This is a genomic window from Streptacidiphilus sp. EB103A (assembly GCF_041261405.1).
Taxonomy (GTDB): Bacteria; Actinomycetota; Actinomycetes; order Streptomycetales; family Streptomycetaceae; genus Streptacidiphilus.
This window is the reverse complement of the sequence record NZ_JBGCAQ010000004.1, coordinates 222,252-241,063: the sequence shown is the minus strand read 5'-3', so window position 1 is coordinate 241,063 and position 18,812 is coordinate 222,252. Positions and strand designations below refer to the sequence as shown.

The 18,812-nt window shown below is 70.8% G+C and carries 21 protein-coding genes and 1 pseudogene; 16 read left to right on the top strand and 6 right to left on the bottom strand.

From position 1 onward, the window contains the following. The first annotated feature begins 58 nt into the window (after positions 1–58). The 3 genes from ABH941_RS08350 to ABH941_RS08340 all read left to right on the top strand — a co-directional run bounded on the left by ABH941_RS08350 (position 59) and on the right by ABH941_RS08340 (position 3,260). Complete coding sequence (locus tag ABH941_RS08350; RefSeq protein ID WP_370127976.1) at positions 59–1,237, top strand: pyridoxal phosphate-dependent aminotransferase; 1,179 nt, start codon at positions 59–61, stop codon at positions 1,235–1,237. Between the two features lie 548 nt (positions 1,238–1,785). Continuing rightward, complete coding sequence (locus ABH941_RS08345; protein WP_370127975.1) at positions 1,786–2,247, top strand: nuclear transport factor 2 family protein; 462 nt, start codon at positions 1,786–1,788, stop codon at positions 2,245–2,247. A 221-nt stretch (positions 2,248–2,468) separates the two neighbouring features. Continuing rightward, entirely contained in the window at positions 2,469–3,260 is a 792-nt protein-coding gene (locus ABH941_RS08340) for an alpha/beta fold hydrolase (RefSeq protein WP_370127974.1), read from the top strand. Between the two features lie 15 nt (positions 3,261–3,275). Here ABH941_RS08340 and ABH941_RS08335 read toward each other — a convergent pair whose 3' ends face one another. Next, positions 3,276–3,734: a MarR family winged helix-turn-helix transcriptional regulator gene (locus ABH941_RS08335; protein ID WP_370127973.1), complete on the bottom strand. Its 459-nt coding sequence runs from the start codon at positions 3,732–3,734 to the stop codon at positions 3,276–3,278. Between the two features lie 144 nt (positions 3,735–3,878). On the opposite strand from ABH941_RS08335, the gene ABH941_RS08330 reads away from it, so the two are divergent. Beyond that, the gene (locus ABH941_RS08330; protein WP_370127972.1) at positions 3,879–4,970 is read left to right on the top strand and encodes an SDR family NAD(P)-dependent oxidoreductase; all 1,092 of its coding nucleotides are present in this window, start codon (positions 3,879–3,881) and stop codon (positions 4,968–4,970) included. Here ABH941_RS08330 and ABH941_RS08325 read toward each other — a convergent pair. Both ABH941_RS08325 and ABH941_RS08320 read right to left on the bottom strand, forming a co-directional pair. Next, positions 4,967–5,653: a hypothetical protein gene (locus ABH941_RS08325; protein ID WP_370127971.1), complete on the bottom strand. Its 687-nt coding sequence runs from the start codon at positions 5,651–5,653 to the stop codon at positions 4,967–4,969. The genes ABH941_RS08330 and ABH941_RS08325 overlap by 4 nt on opposite strands. Before the next feature lie 14 nt (positions 5,654–5,667). After that, positions 5,668–5,799, bottom strand: coding sequence for a hypothetical protein (locus ABH941_RS08320; RefSeq protein ID WP_370127970.1), 132 nt, complete (start codon positions 5,797–5,799; stop codon positions 5,668–5,670). 14 nt (positions 5,800–5,813) lie between these two features. Between ABH941_RS08320 and ABH941_RS08315 the strand changes: the two are divergent. From ABH941_RS08315 to ABH941_RS08285, 7 genes and pseudogenes are all read left to right on the top strand, one after another. Continuing rightward, positions 5,814–6,512 (top strand): annotated as a pseudogene (locus ABH941_RS08315) (LLM class flavin-dependent oxidoreductase); the annotation flags it as partial. 42 nt (positions 6,513–6,554) lie between these two features. Continuing rightward, the gene (locus ABH941_RS08310) at positions 6,555–6,842 is read left to right on the top strand and encodes a DUF6059 family protein (RefSeq protein WP_370127969.1); all 288 of its coding nucleotides are present in this window, start codon (positions 6,555–6,557) and stop codon (positions 6,840–6,842) included. A 288-nt stretch (positions 6,843–7,130) separates the two neighbouring features. Further along, a complete protein-coding gene (locus ABH941_RS08305; protein WP_370127968.1) occupies positions 7,131–8,255 on the top strand; it encodes an LLM class flavin-dependent oxidoreductase in 1,125 nt (374 codons plus the stop codon). Continuing rightward, complete coding sequence (locus tag ABH941_RS08300; protein ID WP_370127967.1) at positions 8,252–8,836, top strand: GNAT family N-acetyltransferase; 585 nt, start codon at positions 8,252–8,254, stop codon at positions 8,834–8,836. The genes ABH941_RS08305 and ABH941_RS08300 overlap by 4 nt, the downstream gene beginning before the upstream one ends. Positions 8,837–8,838: 2 nt before the next feature. Continuing rightward, positions 8,839–9,210: a hypothetical protein gene (locus tag ABH941_RS08295; protein ID WP_370127966.1), complete on the top strand. Its 372-nt coding sequence runs from the start codon at positions 8,839–8,841 to the stop codon at positions 9,208–9,210. 44 nt (positions 9,211–9,254) lie between these two features. Next, positions 9,255–9,692, top strand: a complete 438-nt coding sequence (locus ABH941_RS08290) for a TIGR03618 family F420-dependent PPOX class oxidoreductase (RefSeq protein ID WP_370127965.1) — start codon at positions 9,255–9,257, stop codon at positions 9,690–9,692. Positions 9,693–9,698: 6 nt separating this feature from the next. Then, complete coding sequence (locus ABH941_RS08285; RefSeq protein WP_370127964.1) at positions 9,699–9,953, top strand: Smr/MutS family protein; 255 nt, start codon at positions 9,699–9,701, stop codon at positions 9,951–9,953. A gap of 6 nt (positions 9,954–9,959) precedes the next feature. Here ABH941_RS08285 and ABH941_RS08280 read toward each other — a convergent pair whose 3' ends face one another. Both ABH941_RS08280 and ABH941_RS08275 read right to left on the bottom strand, forming a co-directional pair. Beyond that, positions 9,960–10,463 carry a nucleoside deaminase gene (locus ABH941_RS08280; RefSeq protein ID WP_370127963.1) on the bottom strand — a complete coding sequence of 168 codons (504 nt, stop codon included), beginning with the start codon at positions 10,461–10,463 and terminating at the stop codon, positions 9,960–9,962. Beyond that, entirely contained in the window at positions 10,460–10,864 is a 405-nt protein-coding gene (locus ABH941_RS08275) for an NAD(P)H-dependent oxidoreductase (protein ID WP_370127962.1), read from the bottom strand. Before ABH941_RS08275 ends, ABH941_RS08280 begins: the two co-directional genes overlap by 4 nt. 97 nt (positions 10,865–10,961) lie before the next feature. On the opposite strand from ABH941_RS08275, the gene ABH941_RS08270 reads away from it, so the two are divergent. After that, positions 10,962–11,672: an alpha/beta hydrolase gene (locus ABH941_RS08270; protein ID WP_370127961.1), complete on the top strand. Its 711-nt coding sequence runs from the start codon at positions 10,962–10,964 to the stop codon at positions 11,670–11,672. Here the strand turns inward: ABH941_RS08270 and ABH941_RS08265 are convergent. After that, positions 11,665–12,549 (bottom strand): aliphatic sulfonate ABC transporter substrate-binding protein, encoded by an 885-nt coding sequence (locus tag ABH941_RS08265; protein WP_370128151.1) that lies wholly within the window; start codon positions 12,547–12,549, stop codon positions 11,665–11,667. The two genes, ABH941_RS08270 and ABH941_RS08265, sit on opposite strands and share 8 nt — an antisense overlap. 438 nt (positions 12,550–12,987) lie before the next feature. Between ABH941_RS08265 and ABH941_RS08260 the strand changes: the two genes are divergently transcribed. From ABH941_RS08260 to ABH941_RS08245, 4 genes are read left to right on the top strand one after another with little or no spacing between them, the layout of a single operon-like run. After that, positions 12,988–14,832, top strand: coding sequence for a peptide ABC transporter substrate-binding protein (locus ABH941_RS08260; RefSeq protein WP_370127960.1), 1,845 nt, complete (start codon positions 12,988–12,990; stop codon positions 14,830–14,832). 10 nt (positions 14,833–14,842) lie between these two features. Then, a complete protein-coding gene (locus ABH941_RS08255) occupies positions 14,843–15,796 on the top strand; it encodes an ABC transporter permease (protein WP_370127959.1) in 954 nt (317 codons plus the stop codon). Then, a complete protein-coding gene (locus ABH941_RS08250) occupies positions 15,783–16,679 on the top strand; it encodes an ABC transporter permease (protein ID WP_370127958.1) in 897 nt (298 codons plus the stop codon). The genes ABH941_RS08255 and ABH941_RS08250 overlap by 14 nt, the downstream gene beginning before the upstream one ends. 55 nt (positions 16,680–16,734) lie before the next feature. After that, positions 16,735–18,810 (top strand): dipeptide ABC transporter ATP-binding protein, encoded by a 2,076-nt coding sequence (locus ABH941_RS08245; RefSeq protein ID WP_370127957.1) that lies wholly within the window; start codon positions 16,735–16,737, stop codon positions 18,808–18,810. Positions 18,811–18,812: the final 2 nt, after the last annotated feature.

Genomic DNA, 18,812 nt, shown 5'->3' with positions numbered 1-18,812 from the left:
TGCCTCTCGGGACGCAGGATGGCCGCACCAAGGCGCCCCCGCTAGGAGACGACACTCGATGGACAGGCCACTGCTGAACCGCAGGCTGGACGGGCTGGGCAACACGATCTTCGCGGAGATGTCGGCGCTGGCCACCGCGACCGGGGCGATCAACCTCGGGCAGGGCTTTCCCGACACCGACGGTCCGGCCGAGATCTCCGAGGCCGCGGTCCGGGCGATCCGGGAGGGACGCGGCAACCAGTACCCGCCCGGCCCCGGCATCCCCGAGCTGCGCGCGGCGATCGCCGAGCACCAGCAGCGGTTCTACGGCCTCTCGTACGACCCGGACGGCGAGGTGCTGGTCACCGCCGGCGCGACCGAGGCCATCGCCGCGGCGATGCTGGCGCTGCTCGAACCGGGGGACGAGGTCATCGCCTTTGAGCCGTTCTACGACTCCTACGCCGCCTGCATCGCCATGGCCGGCGCGACCCGGGTCCCGCTCACCCTGCGCGCGCCGGACTTCCGTCCAGACCTCGACGCCCTGCGCGCCGCGGTCACCCCGCGCACCCGGCTGCTGCTGCTCAACTCGCCGCACAACCCCACCGGCATGGTGCTCACCCCGGACGAGCTGGTCGCCATCGCTGAACTGGCTTGCGAGCGCGACCTGTTGGTCGTCACCGACGAGGTCTACGAGCACCTGGTCTTCGAGGGGGCACACCACCCCATCGCCGGGCTCCCGGGCATGCGCGAGCGCACCGTCTCCATCTCCTCGGCGGGCAAGACCTTCTCCTTCACGGGATGGAAGGTCGGCTGGGTAACTGCTACCGCGGCCCTGGTCGCAGCCGTACGCACGGCGAAGCAGTACCTGACCTATGTGAGCGCCGGCCCGTTCCAGTACGCCATCGCCGAGGCCCTGCGCCTCCCCGACAGCTACTTCGCCGACTTCCGCGCCGACCTGACCCGCAAGCGCGGCCTCCTGGCGGACGGCCTGCGCATCGCCGGCTTCCAGGTCTACGACCCGCAGGGCACCTACTTCATCACCACCGACATCGCCCCCTTCGGCGAAAAGGACGCCTACGCCTTCTGCCGCGCCCTCCCCGAACGCTGCGGCGTCGTCGCCGTCCCCAACTCCGTCTTCTACGACGACCCGGACGCAGGCCGCAGCCAGGTCCGCTTCACCTTCTGCAAGCGCACGGAAGTGCTTGAAGCAGCAGTGAAGGGACTGACAGAAGGCCTCGCTGACCTGCGGAAACGCTAGGCAAGTGCGAGGCTCCGGCCACACGCGGTGCGCAGCTTCCCGGACGCTCAACCGCAGGTGACTGAGGCGATCTTCATCGTGGAGAGGTTGACGGTGACCGTGGGGTGTCCCAGCGACTTCTCGCCCGGGGCGAGGGCATGAGCGGTCGGGGCGGAGGTCAACGAGACCACGGCGGTGGTGACGGACGTGGTGACGCTGTCAGCGTTGATGCTCCCGGCGGCGGCGGCCGCGCACTCCAGGGGCTCACTGGCCGGACGACCTCGATGCGCTGCCCATGCACCACACGCAGCGGCTACGCCTGCGCCACTACCTACAGCATCGGACAGCTCCCTACCTCGGGTAGCCCGATCGATGTCTTGAATCCGGCCCCTTCTATGGACTCATTCGTGTACCTCTACCGGCCCGGGGCCCGTAAAGTGCGGTCAAGAGGGTCTCCAAGTCGGGTGTCACAATCGGATTGGGAAGGGCCTCACCACATCCGCACGCTCGAACGCCCGGCCCGCTCACGCGAGTTCAGCCGCGCGTTGACCGAACGGAGCCCAGCCGCCATGCCGGACACAGTCTCGGCCAGCCTCGGTCCTCGTGAGGTTCTGGCCCGCTATCAGCGCGCGATGCTCGACAAGTCCGCGGACGACCTGGCCGATCTGTACGCCGTCGACGCCGTCCACGAGTTTCCCTTCCTCTTCCCTGGCATGCCCGAGCGTTACCAGGGACGCGAAGATGTCCGCGCGGGCTACCGCGCTGCCTGGGGCACAAGCCCGGCGCAGCCACAGGAGATCCGCGAAGTCGTCGTGCACGAGAGCACCGACCCCGAGGTGATCACCGTCGAACAGCTCGTCACCGGAACCGTGACCACAACCGGCCGGCCCTTCAGCTTTCCCGGGCTCCTGGTGATCCGGGTCCGCAACGGCCGGATCGTGCACGTCCGCGACTACATGGACGGGCTCGGCGTGGCCCACGCCATGGACCGACTGGCCGCCGTGGTCGCGGGTCTCAGCGACCGCCGCTGAAACCGGAGTTCGGACTCATTCGGCGGGGGGAACAGGACCGCGCCCGTAGTGTGTGAGGCGGTCGATCGCCGCACCGGACTTCGAGCACTGGGGTTGACCGAGACCGATGCCAACTCCCTCCGTGACGCCTTGGGCAGGCCATGGCGCGGCCATCGTGGCGGTGCGAGTCTTGGGAGGACCGGCACATCGCCGGCCGAACGCCTGTGGTCCGGAGGCGAATCTTGTCCCGCCATCTACGCATCCCCGTCGCCGACGCCGTGCTCGACGGCAACGACACCGAGGGCCAGGGCTACCCCGTCCTGCTGCTCAACAGCTTCATGGGCACTCAGGCCGACTGGAGTGCTACCAAGGCGCTGCTCGCGGGCCGCTGTCGGGTCGTCAGCTACGACGAGCGGGGCCGTGGCAGGTCGGGCGGTTCGAAGGACTACTCCTTCGCCGGCTGTCTTGACGGTCTCGCGGCGGTCCTGGCCGCGACCGGTGTGCGCAAGCCGGTGCTCGTCGGATGGTCACTCGGGGCGGCCCTGGCCGTGCGTTATGCCGCCGCACACCCGGGAGAGATCAGCGCGCTGGTCCTCGTGGACGGTGCCTTCCCGGTATCGAGGCTCAGCGAGGTCGAGACGGAGCGCGTGCGCGAGGTGCTCAAGCCGATGTCGCCGCTGATGAGGGTGCTGATCCGGCTGGGTGTCGGGGACCGGATGACGCCGGTGCAGGGCGCGCGGGCCCAACTCGAGCTCGACGAGATCTGCGGCGGGCTCGGCCCGTACTACGACCTGCTCGACTGCCCGGTCGGGTTCATCACCGCCGCACAGGCGCACGCTTACGACACCCAGGAGCGGGTCGATCGGATGCGTGCCTCGCTCACTCCGCTGATCGAGAGCCACCCGAACTTCCGGCTCGCTGCCAGTGTCCCCGGCACGCACTCGTACATCACGTCCGAGCACGCCGACGTGATCGCCGCGACGGTGGTCCAGCTGGTCGGTGAGGTGGGCCCGGCGCACGACGACGCTTCCTAGTGCTGCAGCCGTCAGCTAGGCCGATTGTGGCTTGTGGCTGTCGAGCAGTTTGGTGAGCAGGGCCTGGAGCTGGCGTTGTTCCGCGGTGTCGAGGCCGGCGAGGAGTTCGGCCTGGACGGCGTCGGCGTGCTGTTGGAGTTGGTCGAGGTGCTGCCTTCCGGCGGCGGTGAGGGTGACGACGTTGCGGCGGCGGTTGGCGGGGTCAGCCTGGCGGTCGACACGGCGGGAGTCCTCCAGGCGGTTGATGATGCCGCTGACGTCGTTGCGGTCGAGGCCGAGGCGCCGTCCGATCTCGGCCTGGCTGAGCGTCCCGTACTCCTCCAGTGCCGCCAGCACGGCGAAATCGGCGCGGGCGCCCAGCGGCATGCGTCGCGCGGTCAGCCGGGCGCCGAGCGTCGACACCTTGCTCGCCTGCCAGCTGGTCAGCGCACGCAGTCGGGCCGGGGGTTGCAGTGCGTGGTCCATGTCCGCCATTCCCGCATCCTAATCCCAACTGTTGGCCATCCCAACACATGTCTGTTACGTTGGGGAAGCCAACGTTGGGTTGGCCAACACGTGAGTGGCATCAGTGGCGGATCGCCGGTCCACTGCCCCTCATCGCTCCCGAGGAGTGATCCCATGCACAGCATCACCGCACTGCCCGACCTGTCCGGTCGCCGGGTTGTCGTTCCGGGCGGCACCGGTGCCGTGGGCGAGGGTGTCGTCCGCAGCTACCTCGCCGCCGGTGCGGACGTCCTCGTGCCGACCCGCACCCGGGAGCGGGCGGAGGAGTTCCGGCGCGTGCTCGGTGACGCGGCGACCGACCGCCTGCACCTGCTGGTCCACGACTACACGACGTTCGTCGGCGCCCAGCAGCTTGCCGAGGAGATGGAGCGCAGGCTCGGCGGCGTCGACGACGTAGTGGCCCCGATCGGTGGATGGTGGGCCGGCAAGCAGCTCTGGGAGATCGACGAGAGCGACTGGCAGAGCGCCTTCGTCGGGCTCGCCGCCGCGCACGTGGCCGTTCTGCGGGCCTTCCTGCCCCGGCTGAACGCAGACGGGGCCTTCACGCTGATCGTCGGGGAATCCGCGCTCACGCCGGTAACCGGCAGCAGCCTGGTCAGCATGGAGCAGGCCGCCCTGCTGATGATGCGGCAGGTCCTCCAGGCCGAGGTGGCCGGACGGCAGCGCGTCTTCGCCCTGGTCCTCGGGCCGGTCAGGACCCGCTTGACCGGCTCAGGCGATCAGGACCGGGTCAGTGCCGACCAGGTGGGCGCGGTCGCCGTCGCGGCCTCGGCCGCAGCGGCGGTGGGCGGCCGGGAGATCCGGCTGCGCAGTCGGGCTGAGGCGGACCAGGCACTGGCACTGCTCCAGAGCGGTCAGCCCGTCGGCACCGGCACGGTCGTTGCCGTGTCCACCATGGAGGCCAGGAACGGACGACGCGAGGATCTCGTCGAGGTGCTGACCGAACTCGCCACGCAGATCCGTGCCGAACCCGGGTGCCTGCACTACTCGGTGCACCGCGCGCGCGGCGACGCCGACGGACCGCTGCTGGTCGTCCAGGCGTTCGCCTCGATCGAGGCGTTCAGGCAGCACAGCGCGAGCATCGCGGCTCAGATCCCGAGGATCGCAGCCCTCCTCGCCACGCCCCCCGTGCCGCCAACCCTGTTCGAACCGGTCCCGCAGTCCGCTCCCACCGAGGGCGTCGTCGAGCACTGGTTCGTCGCCTAACCCCTCTGGCTACGTCCCTGACCGGCTGCGGCGAGCGCGGGGACCTCGTGGTCGGGGCACAGTCCGCTGGCTCGCATCGCTTCTGCGGCCCTGGGGTCCATCAGCAGGAGGATGCCCTCATTGCCGCCGGCGTAGAGGGTGTGCGCGCGGACCCGGCTGGTGCCCGCGCTTGCGAGCAACTGGTTGACGACAGCCAGCGGACGTGCGGTCGCCTGCTCCCAGGTATTGCCTCCGCTCCAGTCGTCCGCGTTCCAGATCGTGCAGCCGATGCCGTTGACGGAGAGCACATAGTCGCCGTGGCCCAGCCCGAGGTAGGGCTGCTCGACCGCCTGGACCTGCAGGTACAGCCCGAACCGGGCGAGGGCCGGTGCGATCTCCCCGAGGAACCTCTCGACGCCGCCCTCGGCGAGCGACTCACCGTCGGCGAAGAACTCGATCCGCTCGTACAGCAGGTCGAAGTCCAGCGGGTAGCCGCCCGACGCGACGTCTGCGACGGCGTCGGCCCGCGCCTCGGCGGGAAGGTGATCCCAGAGCCCGAACCGGTGCAGTTGCTCGGCGAGCACCCGGTGCCGATCGTCGGGCCTCCAGGCGTCGCGGACCGCGTCCGGCACGTCCCCGGCGACCGGGCGCCAGGGGGAGACTTGCGCTCGCTCGTGCCCATCGCTTTCCGGCTCGATTCCCATCGGGTCCTCCTCGTCTACCGCGTCGTGGGCGTTGATGCGGACGCCGCCTTGGCCGGGGCGATGACGTCGCGGCCGATGACCGCCAGCGTACGGGGGACCTCGATGCCGGCCGCGCGCAGCGCGGTGAGCTGGTCGATCTTGCTCATCTCCAGCTCCAGCACAGCGCGGCTACGGCGACCGGCTGGGCCATGACGAGCGCTACGCCCGGGCCGGGGAGTTCCTGGACGTGGTGCGGGCCTCCTGGACCGGCGACCGATTCGACCACAAGGGTGAGCACTACCACCTGGAGGGCGCCCAGCTGCGCCGTCCCCCCGAGTCGGCCCCGTGGGTCTACTTCGGCGGCTCCTCCGACCCCGCGATCGCCCTGGCGGCCCGGCACGCCGACACCTATCTGACCTGGGGCGAGCCGGCCCCGCTGGTTGCCGAGAAGATCGCCCGGGTGCGCGAGCGGGCCGAGGCGGAAGGCCGGACGCTGCGGTTCGGGCTGCGTATCCACGTCCTCAGCCGGGACACCGCGGCCCAGGCCTGGCAGGCCGCCGACGCGCTGATCGCGGGCCTGGACGACCGGGCGATCGCGGCCGGACAGCAGCGCCTGCGCGCGCTGGAGTCGGAGGGCCAGCGCCGGATGCTGGAGCTCCACGGCGGCTCCCGGGACCGGCTGCTGGTGGCGCCCAACCTCTGGGCCGGGATCGGCCTGGTCCGCGGCGGCGCGGGGACCGCGCTGGTCGGCAGCCACGAGGAGGTCGCCGAACGGATCGACGAATACCGAGCGGCGGGCGTCGACGAGTTCGTCCTCTCCGGCTACCCGCACCTGGAGGAGGCGTACACCTTCGCCGAGTGCGTCCGGCCCCTGCTCTGACACGCCATCAGCCAGCCTGTCGGCGCCGGTGCGCCAGGGGCGGTGCCGCGTTTCCCGGACTCGGTGGGAGAGGAGGAGATTCCGGTGAGGTGGAGGTCGCGGCGGGCGGCGCGGTGGTGGTCGATTCTGCTGGACCGGTGGACGCCGGGGCTGATCGCGTTCGGCGGGTCCCTGTGGGGTGTCTGCGCGCCCTGGCCCTGGCCGGAGCCCTGGCACCGGGGGGTAACGGCCGACCGGCCGTCACCGGGCCATCCCGAGCGCCTCTGCGCTCACATCCCTCCGACGGAGGTCGAGCGGGAGCTGTGGTCCCGCCTCGGCCTCCGGGCGTAGCACGCTGCGTCCCGCGCCTCGGGCGGATCTTGACGTGGCTCCGATGGGCTGTTGGACTGTTCGGTATGAGTACCGCGCAGCACCTGGTCGTCCGGTGCCACATCGACTTCGGTCGGGTGTGGTCCGCGGCGTGTTGTCGCTGACTCCCCGGTAGCGGGCCGTCTCGCCCGACCGCGCGTGGCGTTGTCCCGCGCACTCTCTGACGCTTCGTCACACCACCCTCCGTGCCTGATCGCGCTTGCGTCGGCGGGCGGGGGTGCGCACTCCAACGACCGGAAAGGCACCGTCATGCCCGTCGAGTTCCTCGGTATCGCCGCCACCAACGACGGCTCGGAGACCAACCCCCGCCGCGGGGCCTCCTTCGACAAGGAGTACACGCTCCGGCTGGCCCGGGCCCACGAGGACCACGGCTGGGACCGGGTCCTGTTCGCCTACGGTTCCGGCTCGCCCGAGCCGGGCATCGCCGCCGCGTACATCGCGGCCAACACCGACCGGCTGCAGATCCTGCTGGCACACCGGCCGAACGTCTCCTATCCGACCTTCGCCGCCAAGGAGTTCGCCACCCTCGACCGGATCAGCGACGGTCGGCTCACGGTCCACTTCATCACCGGCGGCAACGACCACGAGCAGCAGCGCGAGGGCGACTTCCTGACCAAGGACCAGCGCTACGCGCGCACCCGGGAGTACATCGAGATCGTCAAGCGGGCCTGGACCGAGCACCAGCCCTTCGACCACGAGGGCGAGTACTACCGCTTCAACGATTTCGCCAGCGACGTGTTCCCGGTGCGGCAGCCGCGTCCGGACGTCTCCTTCGGCGGCTCCTCGCCCGCCGCCTATGCGGCGGGTGGAGCCGTCGCGGACATCTACGCACTGTGGGGTGAGCCGCTGGCGGAGACTGCCAAGCAGATCGAGGCCGTGAAGGCGGCGGCCGAGGCGGCCGGGCGCACCGACCCGCCGCGGATCCAGGTGGCGTTCCGGCCGATCATCGCGCCCACCGAGGAGCTGGCCTGGGAGAAGGCCCACCGAACGGTCGCGACGATCAAGGCCCGCCGCGAGGCGGGTGCCTGGAGCCGGCCCGGAGCGGATGCCCCGCAGAACACCGGTTCCCAGCGGCTGATCGCCATCGCCGAGCAGGGCGAGCGCTACGACCGCGCGCTGTGGACCCCGACCGCCGCTGCGACCGGCGGCGCCGGCAACTCCAACGCCCTGGTCGGCACCCCCGAGACCGTCGCGGAGGCTCTGCTCGACTACTACGACCTGGGCGTCGGCATCCTCTCCGCCCGGGGCTACGACCTGCTCGGCGACGCCATCGACTTCGGCCGCCATGTCATCCCGCTGGTGCGTGAGGGCGTCGCCGCGCGCGACGCCGAGCGGGCCCGCACGGCCGTCGCCGCCGAGGGGGCGCTTCGATGACGACCACTGCCCCGCGGTACGAAGTCCGCCCGGCCGTCCTGGCGGATCCGCTGGTCCAGCCGCTGCTCAGCGAGCTGGAGTACGAGTACACCACCCACTACCCCTCGCTGGCCGGCGCCAGCAAGGAGCTGGCCCGGTATCCGGCCGAGGAGTTCGAGCCGGACCACGGCGGGCTGCTGCTCCTGCTGCTGCAGGACGGCGAGCCGGTCGCCGGGGGCGCGTACCGCCGCTACGACGAGCGCACCGCCGAGCTGAAGCGGATCTGGACGCACAGCGCGCACCGCCGCCAGGGCCTGGCCCGGCGCATCGTCCACGAGCTGGAGCAGGCCGCCGCGGCAGCCGGATACCAGCAGGTCTACCTCACCACCGGGCCGCGCCAGCCGGAGGCCAGGGGCCTCTACCTGGTCACCGGCTACACCGCCCTCTTCGACCTCACGGCCGACCCGGAGACCCTGGGCGGCCCGCTGCCCTTCGCCAAGCGGCTGACCGGGCCGAAGGCCGTCCGACCCGAGGACTTCCGACCCACCCCCCGGGTGGACTTCGGCGCCGTTCCGACCGGCAGCGGCCCCCGGCCGGGGTGATCGTGGCCACGGGTTGCGTCATCGGCGAGAGCCTGCGCCCCGGCGCGGTCTTCGAGCCGCCTGGGCTGAGGATCCGTCGGATCACCCGGTTGGACCTGTCGGACACGGTGGGTCCGCATCAGCCGCCGCTGTGGACGGTGGTCGACTTCGAGGTCGACGACCGGGAGGCCGACAGCGTCGCCGAGGCGCTGGCGTCCTGCCTCCGGGCGGAGGGCGGCTGGTACGCCGATCTGCGGGTCGGGAACGAGCGTGTGATCGTCTTTGCCGGCAGGGTGTACCGCTACGCTCGCGGAGAGACGGCCGTAGCCGCCGAGGCGCGCGCCTACGGCCGGACGGTGGGAGTGCCCGAGCACCAACTCGACTGGCAGGACTGACGGGCCAGAGGACCACGGCCCGACGAGAGTGAGGGGAAGCACCCATGACGACGCTTCAGGAAGCCGCTGCCGTCGGGCGGAAGGAGCACGGGCTGGTGGTGGTGTCGACGTTGCGGGCGGATGCGACCGTGCAGGCCTCGGTCGTCAACGCCGGGGTGCTGCCGCATCCCACCACGGGCGTACCGGTTCTGGCCTTCGTCACCTACGGACGGGTGAAGCTGGCCAACCTGCGGGACCGGCCGCAGGTCACCGCGGTCTTCCGGCACGGCTGGCGCTGGGCGACCGTCGAGGGCCGGGCCCAGCTCGCCGGGCCCGACGACCCGCAGCCCTGGCTGGACCCGGAGAGCCTGCGGCTGCTGCTGCGCGCGGTGTTCACCGCGGCCGGCGGCGAGCACGAGGACTGGGACGAGTACGACCGGGTGATGGTCGAGCAGCGACGCACCGTGGTCCTGGTCGAGCCGTCCCGGATCTACGGCAGTTGATGCGTCGTGCTGAGCCTGGATCTGCACCCGATCTACCGCAACAACCGCGACATCGAACTCGCCCTGCGCCAGTTCCTCTTCGCGGCCTCGCACTCCGGCGAATCCGCCGTCGAGATCATCCCCGGCAAGGGGTCGGGTCAGCTGAAGCGGCGCGTGCTGGCGTTTCTGGACCAGCGGCACATCAAGAAGCTCTACCTCCGCCATGAATCGGCGCCGGGCAACGAGGGACGGGTGATCGTCCACTTCCGCGAGAAGCCGTAGTTCCTCTCAGCTCTGACCGCGGAACCTTCGGTGCAGCTCGTGCACCTCCTCGGCGAGGCCGGGAACGGGTCCCTGGACCACGAGGCCGGGAACAAGATCCGTGATCGGTACCGGGCGGACGTCGGCGGGTGCGGCGCCGAGCTCCTTGTTCCAGGACGCCGTCTGCTCGGCCGAGCTCACATAGACGATGCGGCCCAGCCCGACCCAGCCGTGGGCCGCCGCGCACATCGGGCAGTGCTCGCCGGAGGTGAAGACCGTCGCCGCCGCCCGCGCCTCCGGAGTCAGGTGGGTCGCGGCCCAGCGCGCCAGCTCGAACTCCGGGTGGCGGGTGGGGTCGCCCAGGCTCACTTCCCGGTTGCGATCCTCGGCGAGGACGGTCCCGTCCCCGCCTACCAGCACCGAACCGAACGGCCAGTCACCGGCCTCCAGGGCTTCGGTCGCCAGTTCCACGGATCGGCGCAGATGGCGCAGGTCGGCCTCGGACACCGGGTCCTTCGCATCCGCCGTCATGACGTCACCCGGGCCCGCTCGGTGTTCAGCGTGGCGGTCACCTGGCTGCGTGCTGCCGGCAGCCAGCTCTCCAGCTCCTCCGAGGCGGCGTAGTCCGAGTCCAGCAGGAACAGGCCCTTCACCGGGACGGTCGCGCCCAGTTCCACCAGGACCGGCTTGAGCAGCCCGGTGTAGCTGGCCTTGTAGGTGGGACTGGCGACGACCAGCAGGCTCGCACCCTCGACGGCGGCGATCGCCTCGGCGACCCGCTGGTCCTCGGGGTCGAACAGCCCGGCGCCGAGGTCGGCGAGATCTATGCTGTGGTCGGCTTGAGCTCCCGTCAGCTTCTCGGCGACCAGGTGCGCCGCCGCGTAGGTACGGGATCGTGGCTTGGGGTTGCCGACGAGGACGACGACGCTCATGGCGTTCTCCTGACTGGTGGACCGGGACCTGCCCCCCATCATCACCGGGGACCGTGAACCGCGTACTGCCGCATTGTGTCGCGAATTGGAGATGGTGATGAGGGTCGTGTTCGTGCACGGGGCGTGCGTGCGGGACGGGTCGTGGTGGTGGCACCGCACCGCCGAGCTGCTGCAGCAGCGGGGGGTGTCGAGCGTGGCCCCGGCCCTGCCGAGCTGCGGCGAGGCGGGCCGGCCCGGCGGCGTCGGCGGTCCGGGGCTGGCCCAGGACGTCGCCGCGGTGCGTCAGGTGCTGCAGGCCGACGACGAGCCGACCGTCGTGGTCGCCCACAGCTACGGCGGCATCGTCACCGCGGAAGCCGCCGCGGGAGTCGGGTCGGTGCGCCACCTGCTGCTGGTCTCCAGCTACCTGCCCGAGGTCGGGCAGAGCCTGTCGGAGTTCGGCGACGGCGGCCCCGCCCCGTTCCTCGACGTCGACCCCGGCGCCGGCACCTTCGGGGTCCGCCCCGAGCTGCTGGTGGACACCTTCCTGCAGGACTGCGACCCCGAGGTCCAGGCGCAGGCTGCGGACCACCTGGCCCGGCAGAGCGTCCAGGTGACCGGGCAGCCGGTCGGGGCGGCCGCGTGGCAGCAGCTGCCCTCGACCTACCTGGTCTGCGCCCAGGACCGGGGCACCCCGCCGCGGCTGCAGCGCGAGTTCGCCCGCCGGGCCGGCAGCGTCGTCGAACTCGACACCGGCCACCACCCCTTCCTGTCCCGGCCCGCCGCCGTCCGGGACCTGCTGCTGAGCCTGCCGACAACGCTCAGTTGAGCTTCGAGCTGTCGTAGCCGGCCGGGAGGAGATTGTCGGTGATCGACTGGACGTCGACCTTCTTGGTGATCTGACCGGCCTCCAGGAAGGCGTCGCCGAGCTGCTGCTCCAGGGTGACGTCCGCCGGCTCCACCGCGGTCACCCGGGTCTCCAGCGAGCTCAGCACCGCCTTGGCGTCGGCCAGCGGGATTCCCTCCTCCTGGGAGATCGCCTTCGCGTACTGGTCGGGGTGCTGGACCGCCCAGTGGAACTCACTCGCCAGCCGCTTCAGGAGGTCCGTGAGCGCCGCCCGCTTGGTCGGGTCGTTCAGCGACTTGTCACTGGCGACGTAGTAGTTGCTGGTCTGGCCGATCGGCGGGAGGCCCTTCGCCAGGATCCGGGCTCCCGCCTTGACCGCGAGCGCGGACTGCGGGTTCCAGATCGCCCAGGCGTCCACCTTGCCGGTCGCGAACGCGGTGGCGCCGGCTGCCGGGTCGAGGAAGACCAGCTGTACGTCCTTGGGGGTGAGGCCGACGCTCCTGAGTGCGTTCAGGGCCAGGCCGTGGGCCGAACTGCCTTGCGGGACAGCGAGTTTCTTGCCCTTGAGGTCCGCGAGCGTCCGGAGTGCCGAGCCCTTCGGGACGATGATGTTCTCCGCCGGCTGGGTGGGTGTGAGCGACCGGGTGACGGCGACGATCTTGAAGCCGTACTCCTTCGCGGCGCCGGTGATCGGCGGCACGTCGCCGACGCTTCCCAGGTCGATGTCGCCCGACGCGGCAGCCCGCACCAGCGGGGGGCCGTAGGTGAACCGGGCGAACTTCACCTTGTAGGAGGCGTTGTCGAACGCACCGGTGATCCTGGCCAGGGCCTCGCTGCCGTCACCGCCGTTGTCGCCGATGGTGAAGGTGTACTGGCTCCACTCGGGATGGGGGGCGGCGCTCGACGCGCCGGTGATGCTCAGTGGCGTGGCCTTCGTGGTCGACGCGCATGCGGCGAGGGTGCTGACAACGGTGAGCAGAGCGACGACGCCGCCGAATGAGTTCCAGCTGCGGCTTCATGAGCGTGAGTTCAGCAGAGGTCGAGCAACTGGGTCAACAGTTCCGGACTGCCCGACACACTGCCGCTGCACATTTCGCAATGCTGCAACATTCCAAGCGTTGTGAGCGGCTGCAGGCCACTGCTATCAATGAGCCATGATCATGACAGCGTGACGCCGGGCCGGGCATGGACCCGGTGGGGCACGGGTAAATCCCTGCAACGGCTGATGTCATGGGCATGTAGAAAATATGACTGATTCGGACATGGTGTGATGCGAACGAGGGAGACGGTGACACGCATGCGCGCTATCCAACGACTGAGACTCGCCGCGGGCGCGACAGCCCTGGCGATCCTTGCCGTCGGCTGCTCAGGAGGCGGGGGGAGCGGCCACGGGGCGATCAGCAACGGCGAGAGCGCCAGTGCGACCAAACTCCCGGTCAAGAAGGGCGGGACGGTCACCATCGCGGAGGTGGGCGCGCAGCCCGACTTCATCTTCCCGCTGGCTCCGGCGACCAACCAGAACGGTTACAACGTCAACCTCACCCAGCCCCTGTGGCCGTACCTGGTCTACGCGGGGGACGGCGCCAACTCGGTGGTGAACAAGGACAAGAGCCTGTTCAGCTCCCTTGACTACTCCAATGGCGACAAGCGGATCACCATCACGCTCAAGAGCTGGAACTGGTCCGACGGACAGCCGGTCACCAGCCGGGACTTCTCCTTTGTCTACAACCTGCTGAAGGCGAACGCCTCGAACTGGAACGCCCACCTGGTCGGACTCTTCCCCGAGGACGTCTCGAAGGTGTCCACCCCGGACGCCCACACCGTGGTGCTGGACCTCACCCAGGCGTACAACCCGGACTTCTACACCGACGACGTCCTCAGCACCATCCCGCTGCTGCCCCAGCACGCCTGGGACAAGACCTCCGCGACCGGCGCGGTCGGGGACGACGACACCACCACCGCGGGCGCCAAGGCCGTGTACGCCTACCTGCAGAAGGAGGGCGCCAAGACGACCGCCTTCACCACCAACCCGCTCTGGCAGGTCGTCGACGGACCGTGGAAGCTGTCCGAGTTCCGGAGCAACGGCTACTACAGCTACGTCCCCAACACGCAGTACTCCGGTTCGACCAAGCCGACCCTCGACAAGGTCGTCTTCTCGCCCTTCACCTCCGACACCCCCGAGATCAACGCCCTGCGCTCGGGCAGCGCCCTCGACATCGCGTCGCTGCCGCTGACCGACGTCAAGCAGGCGCAGGCGCTGGAGTCGAGCGGATACTCGATCGCGAGCGTGCCGATCCCCGGCGTGGCCGAGATCGAACCCAATCTCTACAACTCCGCGGTCGGCGCCCTGCTCCGCCCGCTGTACGTCCGGCAGGCGATGGAGTACCTGATCGACCGCAACCAGATCGTCTCCAAGGTCTACAACGGCTACGCGGATCCGGGCAACGGGCCCGTCCCGGTCAAGGCCACCGGCGCGTGGGCCTCGCCGCTGGAGAAGGCCGGCGGGCCGTACCCGTACGACCCGGCCAAGGCCAAGGCCCTGCTGCAGGCGCACGGTTGGACGGTGGTGCCGGGCGGGACGACGACCTGCGCCAGCCCCGGGACCGGCGCCACGCAGTGCGGAGCGGGCATCACCGCCGGCCAGGCGCTGACCTTCAACCTGGTCTACTCCTCCGGCCGGGCCACCACGGACGAGCAGAACGCGGCCATCAAGTCCTCGGAGGCGCAGGCGGGCATCACCGTCAACCTCAAGTCGGAGCCGTTCAACACGCTCATCAGCACGATCGGCACCTGCACCGCGGCCTCCCACCCGGCGTCCGGCTGCGGCTGGCAGCTGGCGGAGTTCGGTTACAACCCGTACCCGCTCTACCCCAACGGCACCGGGTTCTTCGACACCGGCGGCTCCGCCAACTCCGGCGGCTACTCCGACCCGACAATGGACCAGCTGATCAAGGCCACCGAGTACGGTTCCTCGGCCCAGACGTTCACGCAGTACGAGGACTACGCGGCCCAGCAACTCCCCTGGCTGTGGCTCCCCTTGCGGGAGAGCCTGCTGGTCTACCGGAAGAACCTGCAGGGCGTCGTCCCGCTCAACCCGTTCTCGGGCGAGCAGAACTTCGAGGACTGGGGCTACACCTCGTGACGGGAACGCTGTGACCGCCTATCTGATCCGCCGGACCGGGGAGGCGATCGTGGTGGTGATCGGCGTCATGGTCCTGACGTTCGTCATGATCCACCTCGTACCGGGCAGTGCCGCCCGGGCCACCCTGGGCACCCGGGCCACGGCCGAGCGGATCGCTGTGTTCAACGCCGCCAACGGCCTGGACCGGCCGCTGGCGGCGCAGTTCGTGTCCTTTGTGAAGCAGGCCGCCGAGGGCAACTTCGGCACCTCGTACGCCCTCAACCAGCCGGTGTCCACGCTGATCGCGCAGCGGCTGCCGCGGGACGCCGTGCTGCTGGGGCTGTCCACGCTGCTCGCGCTCGCGGTCGCGCTGCCGATGGGGATCTTCCAGGCGGTGCGCCGGGGCCGGGTCGCGGACCACGTCCTCACCGTCGTCTCCTTCGTGCTGTACTCGATGCCGGACTTCTTCTTCGCCCTGCTGCTGATCGCGGTCTTCTCGGTGCAGCTGCACCTGCTGCCCTCCGAGGCACCGCAGGCGGAGACCGTCGCCGGGATCCTGGCCGACCCGCGCGCCCTGGTGCTGCCGGTGGTCACGCTGACCCTGGTCAGCGTGGCCGGCTTCAGCCGGTACATGCGGTCCTCGGCCATCAACACCCTGGCCCAGGAGTACGTCCAGGTCGCCCGTTCCAAGGGACTGCCGGAGCGACTGGTGCTGCGCCGGCACGTGCTGCGCAACTCCCTGCTGCCGGTCATCACCGTGCTGGGGCTGTCGGCCCCGAGCGTGGTGGCCGGTGCGGTGATCGCCGAGTCCGTCTTCAACTACCCAGGAATGGGGCTGCTGTTCTACCAGGCGGCCACCAGCAAGGACTACCCGATCATGCTCGGATCGACCCTGGTGGTCGGCGTGGCCACCGTCCTGGGAAGCCTGTTCGCCGACATCGCCTACAGCCTCCTCGACCCCCGGATCCGCTATGTCGACGCTTGAGCCCCTGGACACTCCCGTGGACACCCCGACGGCGCCGCGCGGGTCCGGACGGCTGCTGGCGGAGGCGTTCGTCCGCAACCGGCGCGCCCTGGTCGGGCTGGGCATGGTCGCCGTGACCGCCGCGTTCTGCTTCGTCGGGCCGCTGCTGTACCGGACCGACCAGGTCACCGTGCAACTGGACCTGGCCGATCTCCCGCCCGGCAGCGGGAATCCGCTGGGCACCGACGCCTCCGGGTACGACGTGCTGGGACGGCTGATGGAGGGCGGCCGGTCCTCGCTCGAACTCGGCTTCGCGGTGGCCGTCACCACCACCGTCATCGGCACGCTGTACGGGGCCTTCGCCGGCTATGTCGGCGGCATCGTCGACGCGGTCATGATGCGGGTCATCGACACCTTCCTCGCCATCCCCGGCATCGTGCTGCTGCTGATCATGGTCAGTGTGTTCACGCCGACCCTGTGGGGGATCGTGCTGCTGCTGTCGCTGCTGTCCTGGCTCGGGGCCGCGCGCCTGGTCAGGGGCGAGGTACTCTCCCTGCGGACCAGGGAGTTCGTCCAGGCGGCGCGGATGATGGGCGGCACCGGGAGGCGCATCGTGCTGCGCCATCTGATCCCCAACGCCGCGGGCGTGATCATCGTCAGCGGCACCTTCACCATCGCCGACTCGATCCTCACCCTGTCCGCCCTCAGCTTCCTCGGGCTCGGGCTGCCACCGCCGCACGCCGACTGGGGCACCATGCTCTCGGCCGGCCTCAACTCCCTGTACGACGGCTACTGGTGGCTGGTGTACCCGCCCGCCGGAATCCTGATCGTCACCGTGGTGGCGTTCAACCTGATCGGCGACGCGGTCCACGACGCCCTGGACGTCCGCCTGCAACACCCCTGACCTCGACACCTGACCTCAACACCTGACCGCTGCAACGGATCCGAGGACGACACGCATGCCACCCCTCCTTGAGGTCAGGAACCTCACCGCCCACATCAGGACCCGTCGCGGGGTCGTCCGGGCCGTGGACGACGTCTCCTTCACCCTGGAGGCCGGCGAAACCCTGGGCCTGGTCGGTGAGTCCGGCTGCGGCAAGTCCATGACCGGGCTCTCGCTCATGGGCCTGCTGCCGCCCGGCGGCGCCCTGATCGGCGACTCCTCGGTGGTGCTGGACGGGCGCGAGCTGGTGGGGCTGCCGGAACGCGAACTGCGCCAGGTGCGCGGCAACGACATCGCCATGGTCTTCCAGGACCCGATGACCTCCCTGGACCCCACCAGGACCATCGGGCACCAGGTCGCCGAGCCCGTGCTGCTGCACCGCGGCTGCACCCGGGCCGAGGCGGCCGACCGGGCCGTCGAGGTCCTCGGCCTGGTCGGCCTGCCGCACCCCCGCGAGCGGCTGGACGACTATCCGCACCAGCTGTCCGGCGGCCTGCGCCAGCGGGTGCTGATCGCCATGGCACTCGCCAACGAGCCCCGGGTGCTGATCGCCGACGAGCCCACCACCGCCCTGGACGTCACCATCCAGGCCCAGATCCTCGCCCTGCTGGCCGACCTGCGCACCCGGCTCGGCATGGCGATGATCCTGATCACCCATGACATGGGCGTGACCGCCGGCCACGCCGACCGGGTCAACGTCATGTACGCGGGCCGCATCGCCGAGAGCACCGGCACCGACCGGCTGTTCCGCGGTATGCGCCACCCCTACACCCAGAGCCTGCTGGCCTCCGTGCCCCGGCTCGACCAGGACCCGGCCAGGGAGCTCCCCACCATCCCCGGCCGGCCCCCGGACCTGACCGCGCCGCCCGGCGGATGCCGCTTCGCCGACCGCTGCCGGTACGCCACCGACCGCTGCCGCACGGAGGAGCCGGAGCTCACCGGCCCGGACGGCCACCGGTACGCCTGCTGGCACCCCACCGACGGCCCGCTGCTGCCGGGGTCGACCGCTGTGGTGCCGCGCCCGGAGGGTCCGCGCCCGGCCGGTGCGCCGGCGGCGGTCCACGACCGGCCGCTGCTCGAAGCCCGCGACCTGGTCCGGGAGTTCCCGGTCCACGGGAACCGGCTGCCCGGCCGCGCCCGGCGCGTGGTGCACGCCCTCTCCGGCGTCTCCCTCACGCTCGGGCCCGGCGAGACCTTCGGCCTGGTCGGCGAGTCCGGCTGCGGCAAGACGACCCTCGGCCGCCTGCTGGTCGGCCTGGACCGCCCCGACGCCGGCACGGTCACCCTGGACGGAACCGACCTCGGCCGGCTGCGCGGCCGCGAGCTGCGCGGGCGCCGCCGCGACCTGCAGATGATGTTCCAGGACCCGTTCTCCTCGCTCGACCCCCGGATGCGGGTCGGCGGCATCCTGCGCGAACCGCTGCAGATCCAGGGCATCGGCACGGCCCGCCAGCAGAAGGCCCGGGTCGCCGAACTGCTCGCCGAGGTCGGCCTGCCCGCCCAGTGCGCGGAGCTGTACCCGCACGAGTTCTCCGGCGGCCAGCGCCAGCGCATCGGCCTGGCCCGCGCGCTGGCGCTCACCCCGAAGGTGATCGTCGCCGACGAGCCGGTCTCGGCCCTGGACGTCTCGGTCCGGGCCCAGGTGCTCAACCTGATGAACCGTCTGCAGGCGTCGCACGGCCTGTCGTACGTCGTCATCTCGCACGACCTGGCGGTGGTCCGCTACCTCGCCGACCGGATCGGCGTGATGTACCTGGGCCGGATGGTCGAGGTGGGCAACGCCGACGACATCCAGCTGCGCGCCGCCCACCCGTACACCGCCGGACTGCTGGCGGCCGTCCCGGTGCCGGACCCGGACCTGGAGCGGGCCAAGCGCGGCGCCGGGATCAGCGGCGAACTGCCCAGCCCGGTCGACCCGCCCTCGGGCTGCCGCTTCCGGACCCGTTGCCCGCTGGCCCGCGAGCGCTGCGCGGAGCAGGAGCCGGCCCTGCGCCGGTTCGGCGCCGGCCACACCGCGGCCTGTCACTTCCCGCTCCAACCGCCGCTCGCCGACACCCCGGCGACCGCCGTCACCGACGCCTCCGGCGGCTAGCA

Coding starts and splice junctions, on each gene's coding strand:
- ABH941_RS08305 (WP_370127968.1), top strand. CDS start 7,131: ATGCCCGTCGAGTTCCTCGGTATCGCCGCCACCAACGACGGCTCGGAG.
- ABH941_RS08270 (WP_370127961.1), top strand. CDS start 10,962: ATGAGGGTCGTGTTCGTGCACGGGGCGTGCGTGCGGGACGGGTCGTGG.
- ABH941_RS08300 (WP_370127967.1), top strand. CDS start 8,252: ATGACGACCACTGCCCCGCGGTACGAAGTCCGCCCGGCCGTCCTGGCG.
- ABH941_RS08325 (WP_370127971.1), bottom strand. CDS start 5,653: ATGGGAATCGAGCCGGAAAGCGATGGGCACGAGCGAGCGCAAGTCTCC.
- ABH941_RS08275 (WP_370127962.1), bottom strand. CDS start 10,864: ATGAGCGTCGTCGTCCTCGTCGGCAACCCCAAGCCACGATCCCGTACC.
- ABH941_RS08330 (WP_370127972.1), top strand. CDS start 3,879: ATGCACAGCATCACCGCACTGCCCGACCTGTCCGGTCGCCGGGTTGTC.
- ABH941_RS08260 (WP_370127960.1), top strand. CDS start 12,988: ATGCGCGCTATCCAACGACTGAGACTCGCCGCGGGCGCGACAGCCCTG.
- ABH941_RS08345 (WP_370127975.1), top strand. CDS start 1,786: ATGCCGGACACAGTCTCGGCCAGCCTCGGTCCTCGTGAGGTTCTGGCC.
- ABH941_RS08320 (WP_370127970.1), bottom strand. CDS start 5,799: ATGAGCAAGATCGACCAGCTCACCGCGCTGCGCGCGGCCGGCATCGAG.
- ABH941_RS08245 (WP_370127957.1), top strand. CDS start 16,735: ATGCCACCCCTCCTTGAGGTCAGGAACCTCACCGCCCACATCAGGACC.
- ABH941_RS08280 (WP_370127963.1), bottom strand. CDS start 10,463: ATGACGGCGGATGCGAAGGACCCGGTGTCCGAGGCCGACCTGCGCCAT.
- ABH941_RS08250 (WP_370127958.1), top strand. CDS start 15,783: ATGTCGACGCTTGAGCCCCTGGACACTCCCGTGGACACCCCGACGGCG.
- ABH941_RS08350 (WP_370127976.1), top strand. CDS start 59: ATGGACAGGCCACTGCTGAACCGCAGGCTGGACGGGCTGGGCAACACG.
- ABH941_RS08335 (WP_370127973.1), bottom strand. CDS start 3,734: ATGGCGGACATGGACCACGCACTGCAACCCCCGGCCCGACTGCGTGCG.
- ABH941_RS08290 (WP_370127965.1), top strand. CDS start 9,255: ATGACGACGCTTCAGGAAGCCGCTGCCGTCGGGCGGAAGGAGCACGGG.